Genomic DNA, 13,579 nt, shown 5'->3' on the forward strand with positions numbered 1-13,579 from the left:
TGCTTTTGAATTAATCATACATTAATTCAAAAGCACTTCGGTATGCTTCTATATCGTTTACGTAATCTATAAATTTGCTATAGAATTTATTTCTAGATACCGTTGCACTATCACCAATAACAACTAATTTTTTCTTTGCTCTTGTCATGGCTACATTCATTCTTCTAGCATTTGATAGAAAGCCAATAATGCCGTCATCATTAGATCTTACAAGACTTATATAAATGATATCTCTTTCTTGCCCTTGAAAAGAATCTACAGTATTTACGTTAATTTTCTCTCGAACAATAGAAGGAACATCCATTTGTTGTACAAGCTCTTTTAAAACTTTGACTTGAGCTTTATAAGGAGTAATGATACCAATACTTCCAATTTTATCTAATTGATTAGAGCTGTCGACAATGTTTATATATTGTACTAAATGCTTTTGTAAAAGCTCAGCTTCTTCTTTATTATAAGTACTTAACGATTCTGGGGCAATCTGATCTTGAAAACCTGTACCTGCAGTATCAATAAATTCGAGAGGTTGGTCTTCATCATAAATTTTCCAATCTCTTACTTCATCATTTGCAATTAATTTGCCGTCATAAAAATAATCTGAAGGGAAGTTCATTATATCTTTATTCATGCGATATTGTTCTTTAAGCATTACATCAACAGATTTTTGCTTAATCACATTTTCGAATAATGTTTTATCCATACCTTCTTTAGCTGCTTCAACAGATTTAATTGTTGGCGGTAATTGTTGATGGTCTCCAGCTAAAACTATTTTATCTGCTTTAAGAATCGGAATCCATGTGGCCGCTTCTAATGCTTGTGCTGCTTCATCTATATATGCAGTAGAGAAACGCTTACTTCTCATTAATTGAGTTGTTGCACCTACAAGTGTGCAAGTAACTACCTCTGCTTTTTCAAATATATCATTAGATATATAATCTGATAAAGAGCGAATTTCTTTCCTAAGTTTATTTGCTTCAACATAGAGCATTTTACGTTCCTTACGCTGATCGCTTCCAAAGTTGCGTTTAAATTTAGATGCAGCATCTCGGTATTGTGCTTCTTGTTGTTTTATTGCTTTTAGTTCTTTATATCTTAGGTGCTTTGTAATTTTATAATCAACAGTTTGTTGTAATAAACGATCTGTTACTCTGGCAGGGTGACCTAGTCGGAGTACATTTATACCTTTTTCTACTAATTTATCAGTAAGTAAATCTACAGCAGCATTACTTGGTGCAGTAACTAAAACCTGATCAGTTTCTTTTAAATCTTGAATGATACATTGTACTAAAGTTGTTGTTTTTCCTGTTCCTGGAGGTCCATGGATAATGGCTACATCTTCAGCAGCTAGAGTATTTCTTAATGCTTCATTTTGACTTTGATTTAAATAAGGAATATCAAATTCATATTTTTTTGCAAAAGAAGCCTTTCTATTTCCTAGAAGAATTTCTCTCATTTTTATTAATTGAGGTTCCTCTCCATTCATAGCAATAGTGAGTGCTCTTTCTAATTCTTTGTAAGCTCCTTCATCAAAAAGTAACTGTACTCCAAGGTTACCATCTGATATCCATTCAGGAATATCGTCTTCGTTCAAAGTAATAACCATTTCATTACCTTTTACTTGATTTATAACGCCCTTAGAATTTTCAGAAATTTCATCATTATTACCTGCTAAAGAAAATAGACTAACAGTTTTACCTGTTTGGAAAACATGGGCTTGCTCTTGTTTTCTAGATACTTTAATTATAACTCTAGCTCCAGCATCAAAACTAGATTTTTCTAATTGTACAGGGTACCAGCAAATTCCTTTATTTCTTCGTTCTTCAATAGAAGAGTCACTCATCAATTTTTTATACTGCTCTAAGTCTTCCTTTTTCTCAATTTCTAATAGTTTTAGAAGATGCTGGAAATGTGCTTTTATATCTTTTGAATCCATTATATCATAGTTTTAAACTAAGCTAATCAAATAATTTTAAGTAGTAGTAATATTTTTTTTAATAAAATTGATCTTATGTGCAACGTTTAAAAAAATGATATGTCTTTATTACTGAATCGAATATTCAAAATTACTGAACGATACTGAACAACCCTGTTCGATGGTGTTACAGATTGTTAGTAATTTTGTGAAATTTATAATTAATTAAGCATTTTGTTTGCATATTTTAAAATCAAGCTCTATAATTGATGATGTTATTAAGAAATATAAATATATAGTGTCAAATACTAACTCGTTTAATAACATATTTATAATCAACTAATAAAGAATTTTTTTGAAGGTTAATTACCAATTCAACCTTTAAAAAGCTAGTGTCAAATTACGTAATCTATTTATGAAAACTTTTACAATCGTACAAGGGCTAAGTCTAATTATGTCCCTACTATTATTCACATCTTTTACTTCAATTTCAGAATCAGAACCTCTCGCAAAAGGAAGTATTAAAGGGCGTCTAATTGATCAAGAAACAAACGAACCAGTAAGCTATGCATCTGTTGCAATATTAGATGCTGATAAGAAATCTGTAACAGGAGCATTATCAGATGGAAATGGTGAGTTTACATTGACTAAAGTTCCACTAGGGAAATATAATTTAGTTGTTCAATTTATTGGCTACCAAAATTATATTGAAGAGATAGAGCTTACTGCTAAAAAATCGAAACTTGATATTGGAGATATTATTCTAGTTACTTCTGTTGAACAATTGGATGAGGTGGAAGTTACTGGACAAAAAACATTTATTGAAAACCGTATTGATAAGAAAATTATTAATGTGAGTGAAGCAATGATTGCAGACGGTAACTCAACATCAGAAATTTTAAATACTTTACCTGAAGTTAATGTAGGTGCAGATGGTTCAATTTCGTTAAGAGGCGATAATAATGTTAGGGTATTATTAGATGGTAAACCCTCACAGATGGATATTAACCAAGTATTACAATCTTTACCAGCTGATGCAGTTGATAAAATTGAGGTAATTACTAACCCTTCATCTAAGTATGATCCTGATGGATTATCAGGTATAATAAATGTAATTACTAAAAAAGATGCACTAAAGGGCTTTAATGGAAACTTGAGTTTAAATGCGGGTTCAAATAATAAGTATTCGGGTTTTTTAGGATTGAATTATAGAGTGAAAAGGTTAAATTTCTTTGCCCAATCGTATTGGAGTTCAAATGAATGGGATAATACAAGAGATATGTACCGTACTTATTCTGATGTAGACGTTGATGATTTAGATCAGAAAGAAAAGATTCAAGACAATAATGGGTATAGAAATATTAAAGTTGGTATGGATTACTTCTGGGACTCGACAAATACATCGACGGTTTTTTATGAACGTTGGAGATGGGAGTCTGATGCACAATCTACTTATACGAACAACTATAAGGATGGAGATGTAATTACAGGAACAGAATATCAATTAGGTAAAAATTATAATCTTGCTCAAGGAAATAATATTAATTTTAATCACCGTAAGGAATTTAGTAAAGGACAATTAGAGATTGATTTATTTGCAAATCTAGGTGAAGCAGATATTACACCTCAGAATGCTCAGAAAGTTGGAAATGGTAGCTGGCAAGAGTTGAATAAAAATGAGAACCAAGCAAATTGGTCTTATGTACAGGCTCAAGTTGATTATGATCAATCTATTAATGAAAAATCTTCTTTTGAAGTAGGGTATAAAGGGCAAATTACAGATGCTAAAATGAATGTGTCTAACATCAATTTTGTAAATGTAGATACTATGGCTTACACCTATCCTTATAATGAATCAGTTCATGCAGTATATGGATCTTATTCATTAAGATTAGGCAATACAAGTATTAAAGCCGGTTTAAGAGCTGAAGCTGCTAAAATGGAAGGTCAAATTACAAACTCATCTCAAAATGATACTTCCTATGTTATAGACTATCAAAGTCTATTTCCGTCAGTTCATATTAAACAAAAACTAGGTGAGAAGAATACAGTTGGTATAAGTTACAGTAGAAGAATTAATCGCCCAGATGTAATGCAATTATTACCTATTGAAATGTCTTCAAACCCAAAGAATGTGATGGTAGGAAACCCTACTTTACAACCATCTTTTACAAATTCTATGGAGTTGTCTCACGGATTCATGGCAGACGTAATTAGTTTTAATACATCTTTATATATGCGTCATAGTACTGATATAATCAGAGAGGTAGTAAATTATGATGCTGTTAGAGATATTACTGTTATGACATTTAAAAATTTAGGTTCTTCTATGACTGGAGGTATGTCTTTATCTTCAAACTATAATATGCTAAAGTGGTGGGAATGGAATGGATCTGTAGATGTTTATTATTTAGATATTGAAGATGAAAATGAAGAATATACAATTCCTACAGATGGTACACCAATTAACTGGTCTGCAAAATTGAGTACACGTGTTACTCCTATTAAAACATTAACGTTTCAATTAATGGGTAGATATACTGCAAAAAGGTATGATGCACAAAGAATAACAGAACCTACATATTCGATGGATTTAGCAATTAAAAAAGCAATTTTGAATAATAAAGGTAGTGTTAACTTTAAGATTAATAATCTATTGTACAGTGGGGAACAAAGAAATTCTTATGGAAATGGTTTTGTAGAAGCAATAGATTTTAGACAGGAGAGTCCTGTATATAGATTGTCATTTTCTTATGCCTTTGGAGGACAATTCCAAGGTCGTCAGAAAAGAAAAATTCAATCTAGTGGAGGAGGATTGTAAAATAGAAATATAGATTTAAAGTGGTACTCTATCAATTGGGTACCATTTTTTTACTTAAGAATTAAAAAGGCCTGTGATTGTTGCAAGAAAGCGAATCAATCACAGGCTTATTATTTTACAGGTTTGTCCAACCTCCAGCATTATAAATTTCTTTTACTCCTGCTTTTTTTATGGTAGACATAGCATTTGAGGCACGCATACCAGATTTACAGCAAACAATTAATGGCTCACCAAGTTTAAGAATTTCAGGCATCCTTTTACTTACTTGATCTAACGGAATATTTTTGGACCCTTTAAAATGACCCGAAGAGAATTCGCCAGTTGAACGAACGTCTAAGACCTTGGCTCCATTATCAATTAATTCTTTATAATTTACTTTAGGACCAAGCCCCAGTAGCTTTCTTAATAAACCCATATTTGTATAAATTTTAAATATTTATCTAAATATAGATGAATACAAATAGATACTCTGTGATAAAAGTTACTTTAGAATTACTTTGTTTCTACCTAGTTCCACTTTCCCAAGCTTTTCTAGTTGCTTAAGTAACCTTGATATAACCTCTCTAGAAGTATTTAAACTTAAAGCAATCTCTGAGTGAGAAACATTTAACTCATTAGATTCTTTTATCGCTTTTAATTTTTTGAGATAATTGATTAACCTCTCATCCATCTTCTTAAAGGCTAGTTCATCAATAGCTTTTAATAAACCATCGAATCTAACTTTATATGCTCTCATAAGAAAATCACGCCATTCAGGAAAACGAGTCATCCAATCATTAATTGCACCAATAGGAACCTTATACACCCATGTATCTTCCTCGGCAGTTACTCTTACTGCACTTTCTTGGTACATCATAGATATTGTACATGTTTCGCCATATTCTAAATAATATAAAAAAAGCTCATGTCCATCTTCATCTTCTCTTGTAACTTTTAGAACTCCATCCGTTACAATAGGAACATACGTCATTTCTTCATTTATATCGATTAAGAAATCACCTTCTTTTACCTGTATCAGTTCTCCAACAGATAAAAATTCAGTTTGAATAGGATGATTTGCATCTGTTTTAGGAAAACTGACTTGTATGAAATTTTTAAGTAAATTATTCATTTTATGAATTATAGCATATTGTCACTTTTAGTATAGGCAAATTTACTAAAAAGGATTCTCAAGAAAAGGTGATCAAAAACAATTTTTACTAAGTAGTTGATTCATTAGGATCAATGTTTCTTATTGCCCAACTCCACACTAATCGAGCATCTCCTGTAGAAAATCTGTTTTCACGGTCTAATTCTTCTTGGTTGTCAAATTCTTTTCCAAATTCCTCATCAAGACTTAACATCCCGAAATCTTTATCTTTTACATTTTTAAGAATAGAACCAACTTTTTGAGCAGCCTCTTTGCTAATTACTAGCCATGGGTTTGACCTTCCTAATAGATTGGTAACCTGTCCAAATGCATTGTCACCCAACGTTTTTTCAACATCCGAAAGTAATTCCCCAACGTTTCTTATACTACTTCTTGAGTGCCTCAAGTAAACACGCACTTTTAGACGTCTATTTTTGGGCATCTCTCTGTTAAATACAAATAACCCATCAACACCAACACCAACTTGTGGTTCAAAATAGATTTTATTTTCGGCATTTGGCTTTAATTCTATAACTCCCGTATCGTCATTTGGAATACTGGTTAAAACCCATTTGTCGGGGTCGGAGGGGTGTTCTGCTAGAATAATGAAATATAATTTCCATCTTTTTTTAGATCTAAAGATTTCTAGTTGTTCAAACTCAATGCGTACTTCTTGTTTCATAGTTTTAGTATTATTTATCTTTTGCTTAGTGGAAGTTACAAACTTTTAAAATATCAATGTTATTATTCTTATAATGAGCTTAAATAAATCTTTAATTATTTTGAAAAGTTACGTAAACACATCATCTTTTGTGAAAAATAATAAGCAAAGCATGACGAAGTCAGAAATAATCAAACAATTAGAATTAGAACCACATCCCGAAGGTGGTTTCTATGCAGAGACATATAGATCAAATAAAACAGTTTTATTGCCCGAAGATAAATTAGAACGTAACGTATCTACAGCAATTTATTATTTATTGGGAAAAGGTGATTTTTCAACTTTTCATAGATTAAAATTTACAGAGATTTGGCATTATTATGATGGAGCATCTGTAAAGCTAGTGGAGATTACTCCTGAAGGGGAATTAATTGAAACAATTGTTGGGAAAGACTTTTCTAAAGGAGAAGTCCCACAATATATTATAAAAGGAGGTAATTGGTTTGCGGGAGCTGCTTTAATTGATGAAGAAGAAGGGTATACACTTATTGGGTGTACTGTTGCTCCTGGTTTTGAATTTCAAGATTTTGAAATAGCAGATACCAATGTACTTAAAAAAGAATATCCAAAATATTCCGAACTTATTGATAAGTTTAAAAAGTAGAACAAAGGCTTTTGATTGTACATCAAAAGCCTTTTTTTATTCGAACACAAGCGGTACTAATGTTTGTGATAATAACGTTAATAATAGCACTGATATAATATTAAGTGTAACTCCAGCTCTTACCATCTGTTGCACCGTAACATGACCACTTGCAAAAACAATTGCATTTGGTGGAGTTGCCATTGGTAGCATAAAAGCACAACTTGCAGCCATTGCTATTGGAGCAGCAAAAGTTAGTACATCAATTCCAAGTGCTACAGCAACACCTCCAACAACAGGTAAGAAAATAGTAGCAAGTGCGGTATTACTCATTACCTCAGTTGCAAAAAGCATGATACTAATTAATAGCATCATCATAAATACGCCATGTATTGATGTAGTAGATGAGATTAAATTGCCGATATATTCAATTACGCCGGCATTTCCTAAGGCACTTGCCATACTCAAACCTCCACCAAAGAGAACAAGAACACCCCATGGAAGTTTTTCAGTATCTTTCCAAGCTAGTAAAAATGTGCCTTTTGATTTAGTAGATGGAATAATGAAAAGTAAAACTCCTGCAAAAATAGCAATACTGGAATCATTTAATGTCAAAGGTCCGTATTGGTTAATTAATGATCTAAAAACCCATAAAAAAGCAGTAAGGAAAAATACAATAGCAACACATTTTTCCTCCCATTGAATTGGTCCTAAATCTTGGTATTCTTTTTCAATGAGTTCTTTACCTCCTTTAAGCTCTTTAAGGTTATTAGGGTAAACAAACTTTAGTAAAACGATATATATAATACCCATCATAACAGCAGAGAAAGGAACACCAATCAACATCCAATTGAAAAAATCAATTTCAACATTGTACGTTTCTTTCATAAACCCACCAAAAATAGCATTAGGTGGAGTGCCAATTAAAGTAGCAATACCGCCAACACTAGCAGCATATGCAATACCTAACATTAAAGATGTTGCAAAGTTTTTTGCATCTTTTGGGTCTATGGTAGCTTTATCTTTTAAGAGAAGGCTTATTATTGATGAAGCAATGGGAAGCATCATTACTGTTGTAGCAGTATTTGATATCCACATACTTAAAAAGCCAGTAGCAATCATAAATCCCAAAACAATTTGATTTGCTTTAGTTCCTGTCATTCTTACAATGCCTAATGCAATTCTTAAATGTAATTTCCATTTTTCCATACCTAAAGCGACTAAAAAGCCACCCATAAATAAGAAAATAATAGGGTTACTGTAAGGAGCTGCAGTAGCTTTAACTGATAAAACATTGAAAAAAGGAAAGATTACTAAAGGTAATAACGCAGTAACTGCAATAGGAACGGTCTCTGTTACCCACCAAATCAACATCCAGGTAGCTAATGCTACAACAGTTATTCCATTATCGCTAATGTCATTTGGAAGAATATCAGCATATTTTATACAAAAGAATGCTAACGGACCAAGAATACCACCAATCATCTTTTCTTTAGAATAAGATAATAGATCTGGGGCTTGAGTTGTTACAGGGTTTTCAGGGTGAGAAGATGAATTGTCTTGGTGTTCTTTGCGATTTAAATCGTCAGGATCAAGGTCACTTCTTTTCATTATTTTTTAATAGAAATAGGAGAGTTAAATTCTAAATATTTGGTAGCAATATTTCTAATTTTTGCATTTTATTTGATGAGTATTTTACTTGATATTTTCCTTGTAGTTTATCAACTATTTCAGATGTAATAAAAATACCTCTAGAAAAATCATCGTGTGCAAAATTTAAAGACATAGACCTATCAAAACCGTTATTTGAAGCAACAGGGTTTCTAGGAGAAACATTATCGGTGAAGGATAAATAAACTCCGTTTTTATGTAGCTTAATTTCAATTAATAATTTGATAGAAATATCTCTTGATACTAATTGCAATATTGTTGTACAAATGTTTTTAAATAACAAAGCTATACGTTCTGCATCCGAAGTTATCGTTTTATCTAACGTTGTATTATTTGAGAATGAAATATTTATGATATATCCAGAGTTTTCTAAGAAATCTACTAATTCACTATGAATTAATGTAAAATCAATAGGTTTAGAATTAATATCTGTTTTTTGATTATAATAATAGGCAAGTATCTTTTGCAGGTGCATATCTTGAGTCCAAATCGTCTCATCCAAAAGTTTAATAAACTGTTGTGGATTACGGGTATCAACTTTCATTAAATGAATTAACCCTTGAACAGTAGTAAGTGGACCTCTTAAATCATGGGCTGCACGGTAGACAAAATGATCTAATTTTTCTTCAACCTTTTTTTGGTTCGATATATTTAAAAATACGGCATTTAAACCAATTACCTTTTTATTTACAATAATAGGAGAAAGGTATAATTCAATGGCTTTCCATTCAATGTTAAACCCGATTTTAAATGATTTATGAGCAGTGATATTTGCTTCTAGAACCTCTTTTTGGAAATTAAATATTTCATTAGCAGCATCTTTTTTTAATATCTTTTTTAAGTCTAAACCAACGTGCTCATCTCTTAAAAAATCAGTTGTTTTTCTGTTTAAACTAGAACCACACCACGTAAGCTTTAAATTTTCATCAAACTGACAAATCTTGATTTTAGAATTATCAAGAATAGCTTCATAACGTTGTTGGTTATCTTTTAACTCTTTTCTAGCACTAATTAAAGCCGATAAATCTTTAATAAAACAAACTATATAGGGAGTGTCATCATCAGATGAAACAATTGATGCAGTGATTTGTACTGGAATTATTTCATCATCTTTCTTCTTTATGTATGTTTCTCTTATTACGTGTTTTTTCTTTTTTAATTCTGCAAATACAGATTTTGCCTCTTTGTTTAAATTAGAAGGGACAAAATCATGAAAAGTTTTAGTAATTACATCATCAGATGCTTGATAGCCAGCAATTTTTGAAAATGCAGGGTTCGCATAAAGAATATCTTTAGAAAAAGGGTCAACCCATATAATCCCATCAATAGAATGAAAATAGGTATCTTTTAAACGCTTTAGCTGTAAATCTCTTTCTTGATTAATTAATTTAAAAGTAGCATTTACATAAGAATTATCTATATGAATAGGATATAGTTGAACTTTATAAGTATGCGGCCTTGAGTTTTGTGAAATAGTAAAATTGAAGGATATCGTTTCGTCCTTAATTAATGCTTCTGTTATTTTCTTTTTAAGCTTAATTTGATTTTTAGGAGATAAACCTACGGCAATAGATCTTCCTACTTCAAAAGTATGTACACCATTCAAAAAATCTTTGGAAATGTATTTAACATTGCCATTATTGTTAATGAGGATGTAATGTTTTTGCTGGTTATTAGAAGTATTTCTTTTATTTGGCCTATTTTGTAGTAAAGCTTGCATAAAAAGTGATTAAATACTGACTTACTGTAAGTTAGATAAAAAAAGTTAGAATCAATGAAAAATTATTAATAAACGTAAATTTATTAATCAAAATACAGTTTTTCTTTAAATTTTAACGGGTATAATCTCAAGTTAGTATATTAAATGTACTGAATAAGTACTTTTGTAACTAAAATAGTCATTTTTTATTTTTTGTGTTGCCAACAAAATCCTGAACTATCAGTAGTATACCTTTTACATTGAGAACCACTTTTAGTTATTCCTCCACATCTTACTTTTGTATTATTTTCATTTTGATCAGTGGCGGTATTTACTTTGTTAGTAGTTTGTTGATTATTTGAAATGGGATTATATATTGAGCTGTAATTCCAATCTCCTTTTGAAAGAGTACTCTCAAAAGTTATTTGTAAACTATCTGATAGAGTACTAAAGAAATCAAGTTGTGTAAGTGATTCAATTGAATCTATAGTGACAATATATTCACTTAATTTTTGATCACCTTTTTTGTTAGGAAGCAGAAAAGCTATCGCTTCATATTCATTATCTTGTGAGTTGTAATGAACAGCAATTTTGTAATAATAGTTGGGTACGCTTACATTATTAGCACCGATTGTAATAAGCCCATCTTCTAAAATTGGCCCTGTTATAATATAAATATTATGTTTTTCATGTGCCCATGCTCTAAATTGTTCTTCTAATTGTTTCCAAATACCTCTATTAAAACTAGGATCTTGTGGACTCATATTAGAAAAATAAAAACTTTCAGTCATTGCCTTAGAAGTAAACGACATGTCTGCAGCAGGAGCTAAATGTCCTCTGTCGTATCCAGAACCCTTGTAATCATCTAATTCAGCAGAACTTGAAGTGACATCTTGATCAGCTCTAAAATCGTTAGTTCTAGATGTGTTTTTAATTAATTCTTGAGAAGTTAACTCATAAGCTACCCAATTTGCTTGTTCGTGTTTTTCATTATAAGAAACAGTATAATAGGAATGTTCTATTATTTGACTTTTACTACTATTACTATTTGTTGATATGGGGAGTAGTTCAACAGGGAAGTTATCGTTATTTTGACCATATATTTTTTCAAACGGAGTAAATAAAAAAGCGATCAAAAAAGTAAATAAAATGTTGTAAGGAGTAAAGTGTATCATATTAATAACGGCAGTATAGTGTTAATAGATCACTCAAAATTACTTAATTAAATTATATATTTCATTTGTATTGTTATGTAATTGATAAACATTTTATAAAATTTTATAAAAAATTTTGTCTTAACATATTAATTAAGTCTATTACAAGACTAAATAGTGAGAAGGCGTTGCGTATTGTGTGAAATCGCTTCGAAATAAATTTCTTTGCTAAGCTTTATTAATAACTAAATAATTGACTAGAATAAAAGACTATGACTTCAAATTTTAATACCCCATCCTTTATAAAGGAAGATGTTCAATTAAGTTTGTGTTCTAATTTAAAACGTACTCTTGGTAAATCAATTTTATTGCAAGCAGGCGTAAGAACAAAAAACATTGAACTTTTGAAAGACTACAAGTTTATTGGTTCAGATTTCAGTTTAGATGTGATAATGCATTCTAATAATCCATCAATTAATATAGTAATTGGATTTATGATTGTAGATAAAGAATCTTACCAAACTGTTGTTCCAAAACTAAAAAAAGCAATGAAATTTTGTAATAAATTTTATATTGTAACTGATTTAAAAGAAAGAGATAAGTTATATGATTTACTAGATGTTCATGATCTTAACTCAGTTGGTGTAGTCGGTAGAATGTCTGATCATCAGTTTGTTACATGTAAAGTAGCACAGGATAATAGAGTAGAACCAAATATTTATTATGAATTTTTCAATAACAAAAAATCACAAAAATGTGATAGAAAACTACTTGCTGAAACGAATAGATATATTTCATTTCAGCAAAGAATTAAGTAATTCATAGACAGTTGCTTTTGTTATTGATTCATAAAATATTGCTAACAACTGTGAATGACCGTGGGTCTCGAATAAAAATAACCGTAATTAGTAAAAGGATGAAGCAGTTCATAAGAACAAAATTTTCCTGTAAAACCTAATTACCCGACCGTAATCTTTTTTTAGAAGAGATTACGGTTTTTTAATAAAATAAAAATGCTCATTAATAGTTAACTATTAATGAGCATTTTTTTGTAAAAAACTGACTTTAAGCAAACTGACTTTTCAATCTTAATTGTGTCAATTTGTTTTTTGTATCAAGTGCAAAGTCATTATTTATAATCCAATCGTAATAATGAGGATCTTTCTTTAATGTCTCAACTACAGATTTGCCTTTATATTTACCAAAATTGAAAATAGCATTCCCTTCATTGTTAAGTACCATTCTACCTGCAAAATCAACTAAATTACTTGCTGTTAGGTCATGCAAAGAGTTCATGTCATTTTTTACAGGCTCATATTCTTTGCCGTTTTTATCTTTTATAGTTACGCCTTCATAATGTTTTACTTGAGCGTCTATTACATCTAATGTAGCAATTGTATCTGCTTCAGCAGAGTGTGCATCTTCTAATTCCCGTCCACAATAGAATTTAAGTGCAGCACCTAATGTTCTTGGTTCCATAAGGAAGAAGATCTTTTGTGCATCAACAATTTTACGTTGGCTAAAATCAAATTCGATACCTGCTCGTAAAAACTCTTCTGTAATTACTGGAAGATCAAACCTAAGTACATTATAACCACCTATGTCACAACCTTTCATAAAAGCAGCTACTTCTTTAGCAATTTGCTTAAAAGTTGGTTTGTCCTTAATATCTTCATCATAAATACCATGAATTTTACTAGATGAAGAAGGGATGTGGCACTCTGGGTTTACACGATACGTTTTGATTATACGCTCACCATTTACTTCTGCTTTAACCATAGATATTTCAATAATTCTATCTTTAGTTACATTAGTTCCGGTGGTCTCTAAATCAAAGACTAGTAGAGGGTTACGTAAATTTAAATTCATGTGTTTTATATGTATTTTAT

11 protein-coding genes are annotated in these 13,579 nt (G+C 30.8%); 3 read left to right on the forward strand and 8 right to left on the reverse strand.

The annotated features are described in order from the left end of the window. Positions 1-10 precede the first annotated feature (10 nt). Positions 11-1,933 (reverse strand): AAA domain-containing protein, encoded by a 1,923-nt coding sequence (locus KM029_RS02280; RefSeq protein ID WP_144075170.1) that lies wholly within the window; start codon positions 1,931-1,933, stop codon positions 11-13. A gap of 394 nt (positions 1,934-2,327) precedes the next feature. Here KM029_RS02280 and KM029_RS02285 point away from each other — a divergent pair, with 394 nt between their 5' ends. After that, a complete protein-coding gene (locus KM029_RS02285) occupies positions 2,328-4,733 on the forward strand; it encodes an outer membrane beta-barrel protein (protein WP_144075171.1) in 2,406 nt (801 codons plus the stop codon). Positions 4,734-4,848: 115 nt separating this feature from the next. Here KM029_RS02285 and KM029_RS02290 read toward each other — a convergent pair whose 3' ends face one another. From KM029_RS02290 to KM029_RS02300, 3 genes are all read right to left on the reverse strand, one after another. Continuing rightward, positions 4,849-5,148 carry a rhodanese-like domain-containing protein gene (locus KM029_RS02290; protein WP_144075172.1) on the reverse strand — a complete coding sequence of 100 codons (300 nt, stop codon included), beginning with the start codon at positions 5,146-5,148 and terminating at the stop codon, positions 4,849-4,851. A 66-nt stretch (positions 5,149-5,214) separates the two neighbouring features. Beyond that, positions 5,215-5,844, reverse strand: coding sequence for a Crp/Fnr family transcriptional regulator (locus tag KM029_RS02295; RefSeq protein WP_144075173.1), 630 nt, complete (start codon positions 5,842-5,844; stop codon positions 5,215-5,217). An 88-nt stretch (positions 5,845-5,932) separates the two neighbouring features. Further along, on the reverse strand, positions 5,933-6,544 hold the full coding sequence (locus KM029_RS02300) for a hypothetical protein (protein ID WP_144075174.1): 612 nt from the start codon (positions 6,542-6,544) through the stop codon (positions 5,933-5,935). A 151-nt stretch (positions 6,545-6,695) separates the two neighbouring features. Between KM029_RS02300 and KM029_RS02305 the strand changes: the two genes are divergently transcribed. Then, positions 6,696-7,187, forward strand: coding sequence for a cupin domain-containing protein (locus KM029_RS02305; protein WP_158631135.1), 492 nt, complete (start codon positions 6,696-6,698; stop codon positions 7,185-7,187). Positions 7,188-7,223: 36 nt separating this feature from the next. Here KM029_RS02305 and KM029_RS02310 read toward each other — a convergent pair whose 3' ends face one another. The 3 genes from KM029_RS02310 to KM029_RS02320 all read right to left on the reverse strand — a co-directional run bounded on the left by KM029_RS02310 (position 7,224) and on the right by KM029_RS02320 (position 11,711). Further along, positions 7,224-8,777, reverse strand: a complete 1,554-nt coding sequence (locus tag KM029_RS02310; protein ID WP_240050325.1) for an SLC13 family permease — start codon at positions 8,775-8,777, stop codon at positions 7,224-7,226. Between the two features lie 31 nt (positions 8,778-8,808). Next, a complete protein-coding gene (locus KM029_RS02315) occupies positions 8,809-10,557 on the reverse strand; it encodes a PAS domain S-box protein (RefSeq protein WP_144075176.1) in 1,749 nt (582 codons plus the stop codon). Positions 10,558-10,742: 185 nt separating this feature from the next. Further along, positions 10,743-11,711 (reverse strand): DNA/RNA non-specific endonuclease, encoded by a 969-nt coding sequence (locus KM029_RS02320; protein ID WP_144075177.1) that lies wholly within the window; start codon positions 11,709-11,711, stop codon positions 10,743-10,745. A gap of 251 nt (positions 11,712-11,962) precedes the next feature. Here KM029_RS02320 and KM029_RS02325 point away from each other — a divergent pair, with 251 nt between their 5' ends. Then, on the forward strand, positions 11,963-12,508 hold the full coding sequence (locus tag KM029_RS02325; protein WP_144075178.1) for a hypothetical protein: 546 nt from the start codon (positions 11,963-11,965) through the stop codon (positions 12,506-12,508). A gap of 247 nt (positions 12,509-12,755) precedes the next feature. Here the strand turns inward: KM029_RS02325 and KM029_RS02330 are convergent, their stop codons facing one another. After that, positions 12,756-13,559 (reverse strand): 3'-5' exonuclease, encoded by an 804-nt coding sequence (locus KM029_RS02330; protein WP_144075179.1) that lies wholly within the window; start codon positions 13,557-13,559, stop codon positions 12,756-12,758. Positions 13,560-13,579: the final 20 nt, after the last annotated feature.

Source organism: Flammeovirga kamogawensis (assembly GCF_018736065.1).
Classification (GTDB): domain Bacteria; phylum Bacteroidota; class Bacteroidia; order Cytophagales; family Flammeovirgaceae; genus Flammeovirga; species Flammeovirga kamogawensis.

Excerpts from the sequence above, each read along its gene's own strand:
- KM029_RS02330 (WP_144075179.1), bottom strand. The coding sequence starts at position 13,559 with ATGAATTTAAATTTACGTAACCCTCTACTAGTCTTTGATTTAGAGACC.
- KM029_RS02305 (WP_158631135.1), top strand. The coding sequence starts at position 6,696 with ATGACGAAGTCAGAAATAATCAAACAATTAGAATTAGAACCACATCCC.
- KM029_RS02300 (WP_144075174.1), bottom strand. The coding sequence starts at position 6,544 with ATGAAACAAGAAGTACGCATTGAGTTTGAACAACTAGAAATCTTTAGA.
- KM029_RS02290 (WP_144075172.1), bottom strand. The coding sequence starts at position 5,148 with ATGGGTTTATTAAGAAAGCTACTGGGGCTTGGTCCTAAAGTAAATTAT.
- KM029_RS02280 (WP_144075170.1), bottom strand. The coding sequence starts at position 1,933 with ATGGATTCAAAAGATATAAAAGCACATTTCCAGCATCTTCTAAAACTA.
- KM029_RS02320 (WP_144075177.1), bottom strand. The coding sequence starts at position 11,711 with ATGATACACTTTACTCCTTACAACATTTTATTTACTTTTTTGATCGCT.
- KM029_RS02295 (WP_144075173.1), bottom strand. The coding sequence starts at position 5,844 with ATGAATAATTTACTTAAAAATTTCATACAAGTCAGTTTTCCTAAAACA.
- KM029_RS02310 (WP_240050325.1), bottom strand. The coding sequence starts at position 8,777 with ATGAAAAGAAGTGACCTTGATCCTGACGATTTAAATCGCAAAGAACAC.
- KM029_RS02285 (WP_144075171.1), top strand. The coding sequence starts at position 2,328 with ATGAAAACTTTTACAATCGTACAAGGGCTAAGTCTAATTATGTCCCTA.
- KM029_RS02325 (WP_144075178.1), top strand. The coding sequence starts at position 11,963 with ATGACTTCAAATTTTAATACCCCATCCTTTATAAAGGAAGATGTTCAA.
- KM029_RS02315 (WP_144075176.1), bottom strand. The coding sequence starts at position 10,557 with ATGCAAGCTTTACTACAAAATAGGCCAAATAAAAGAAATACTTCTAAT.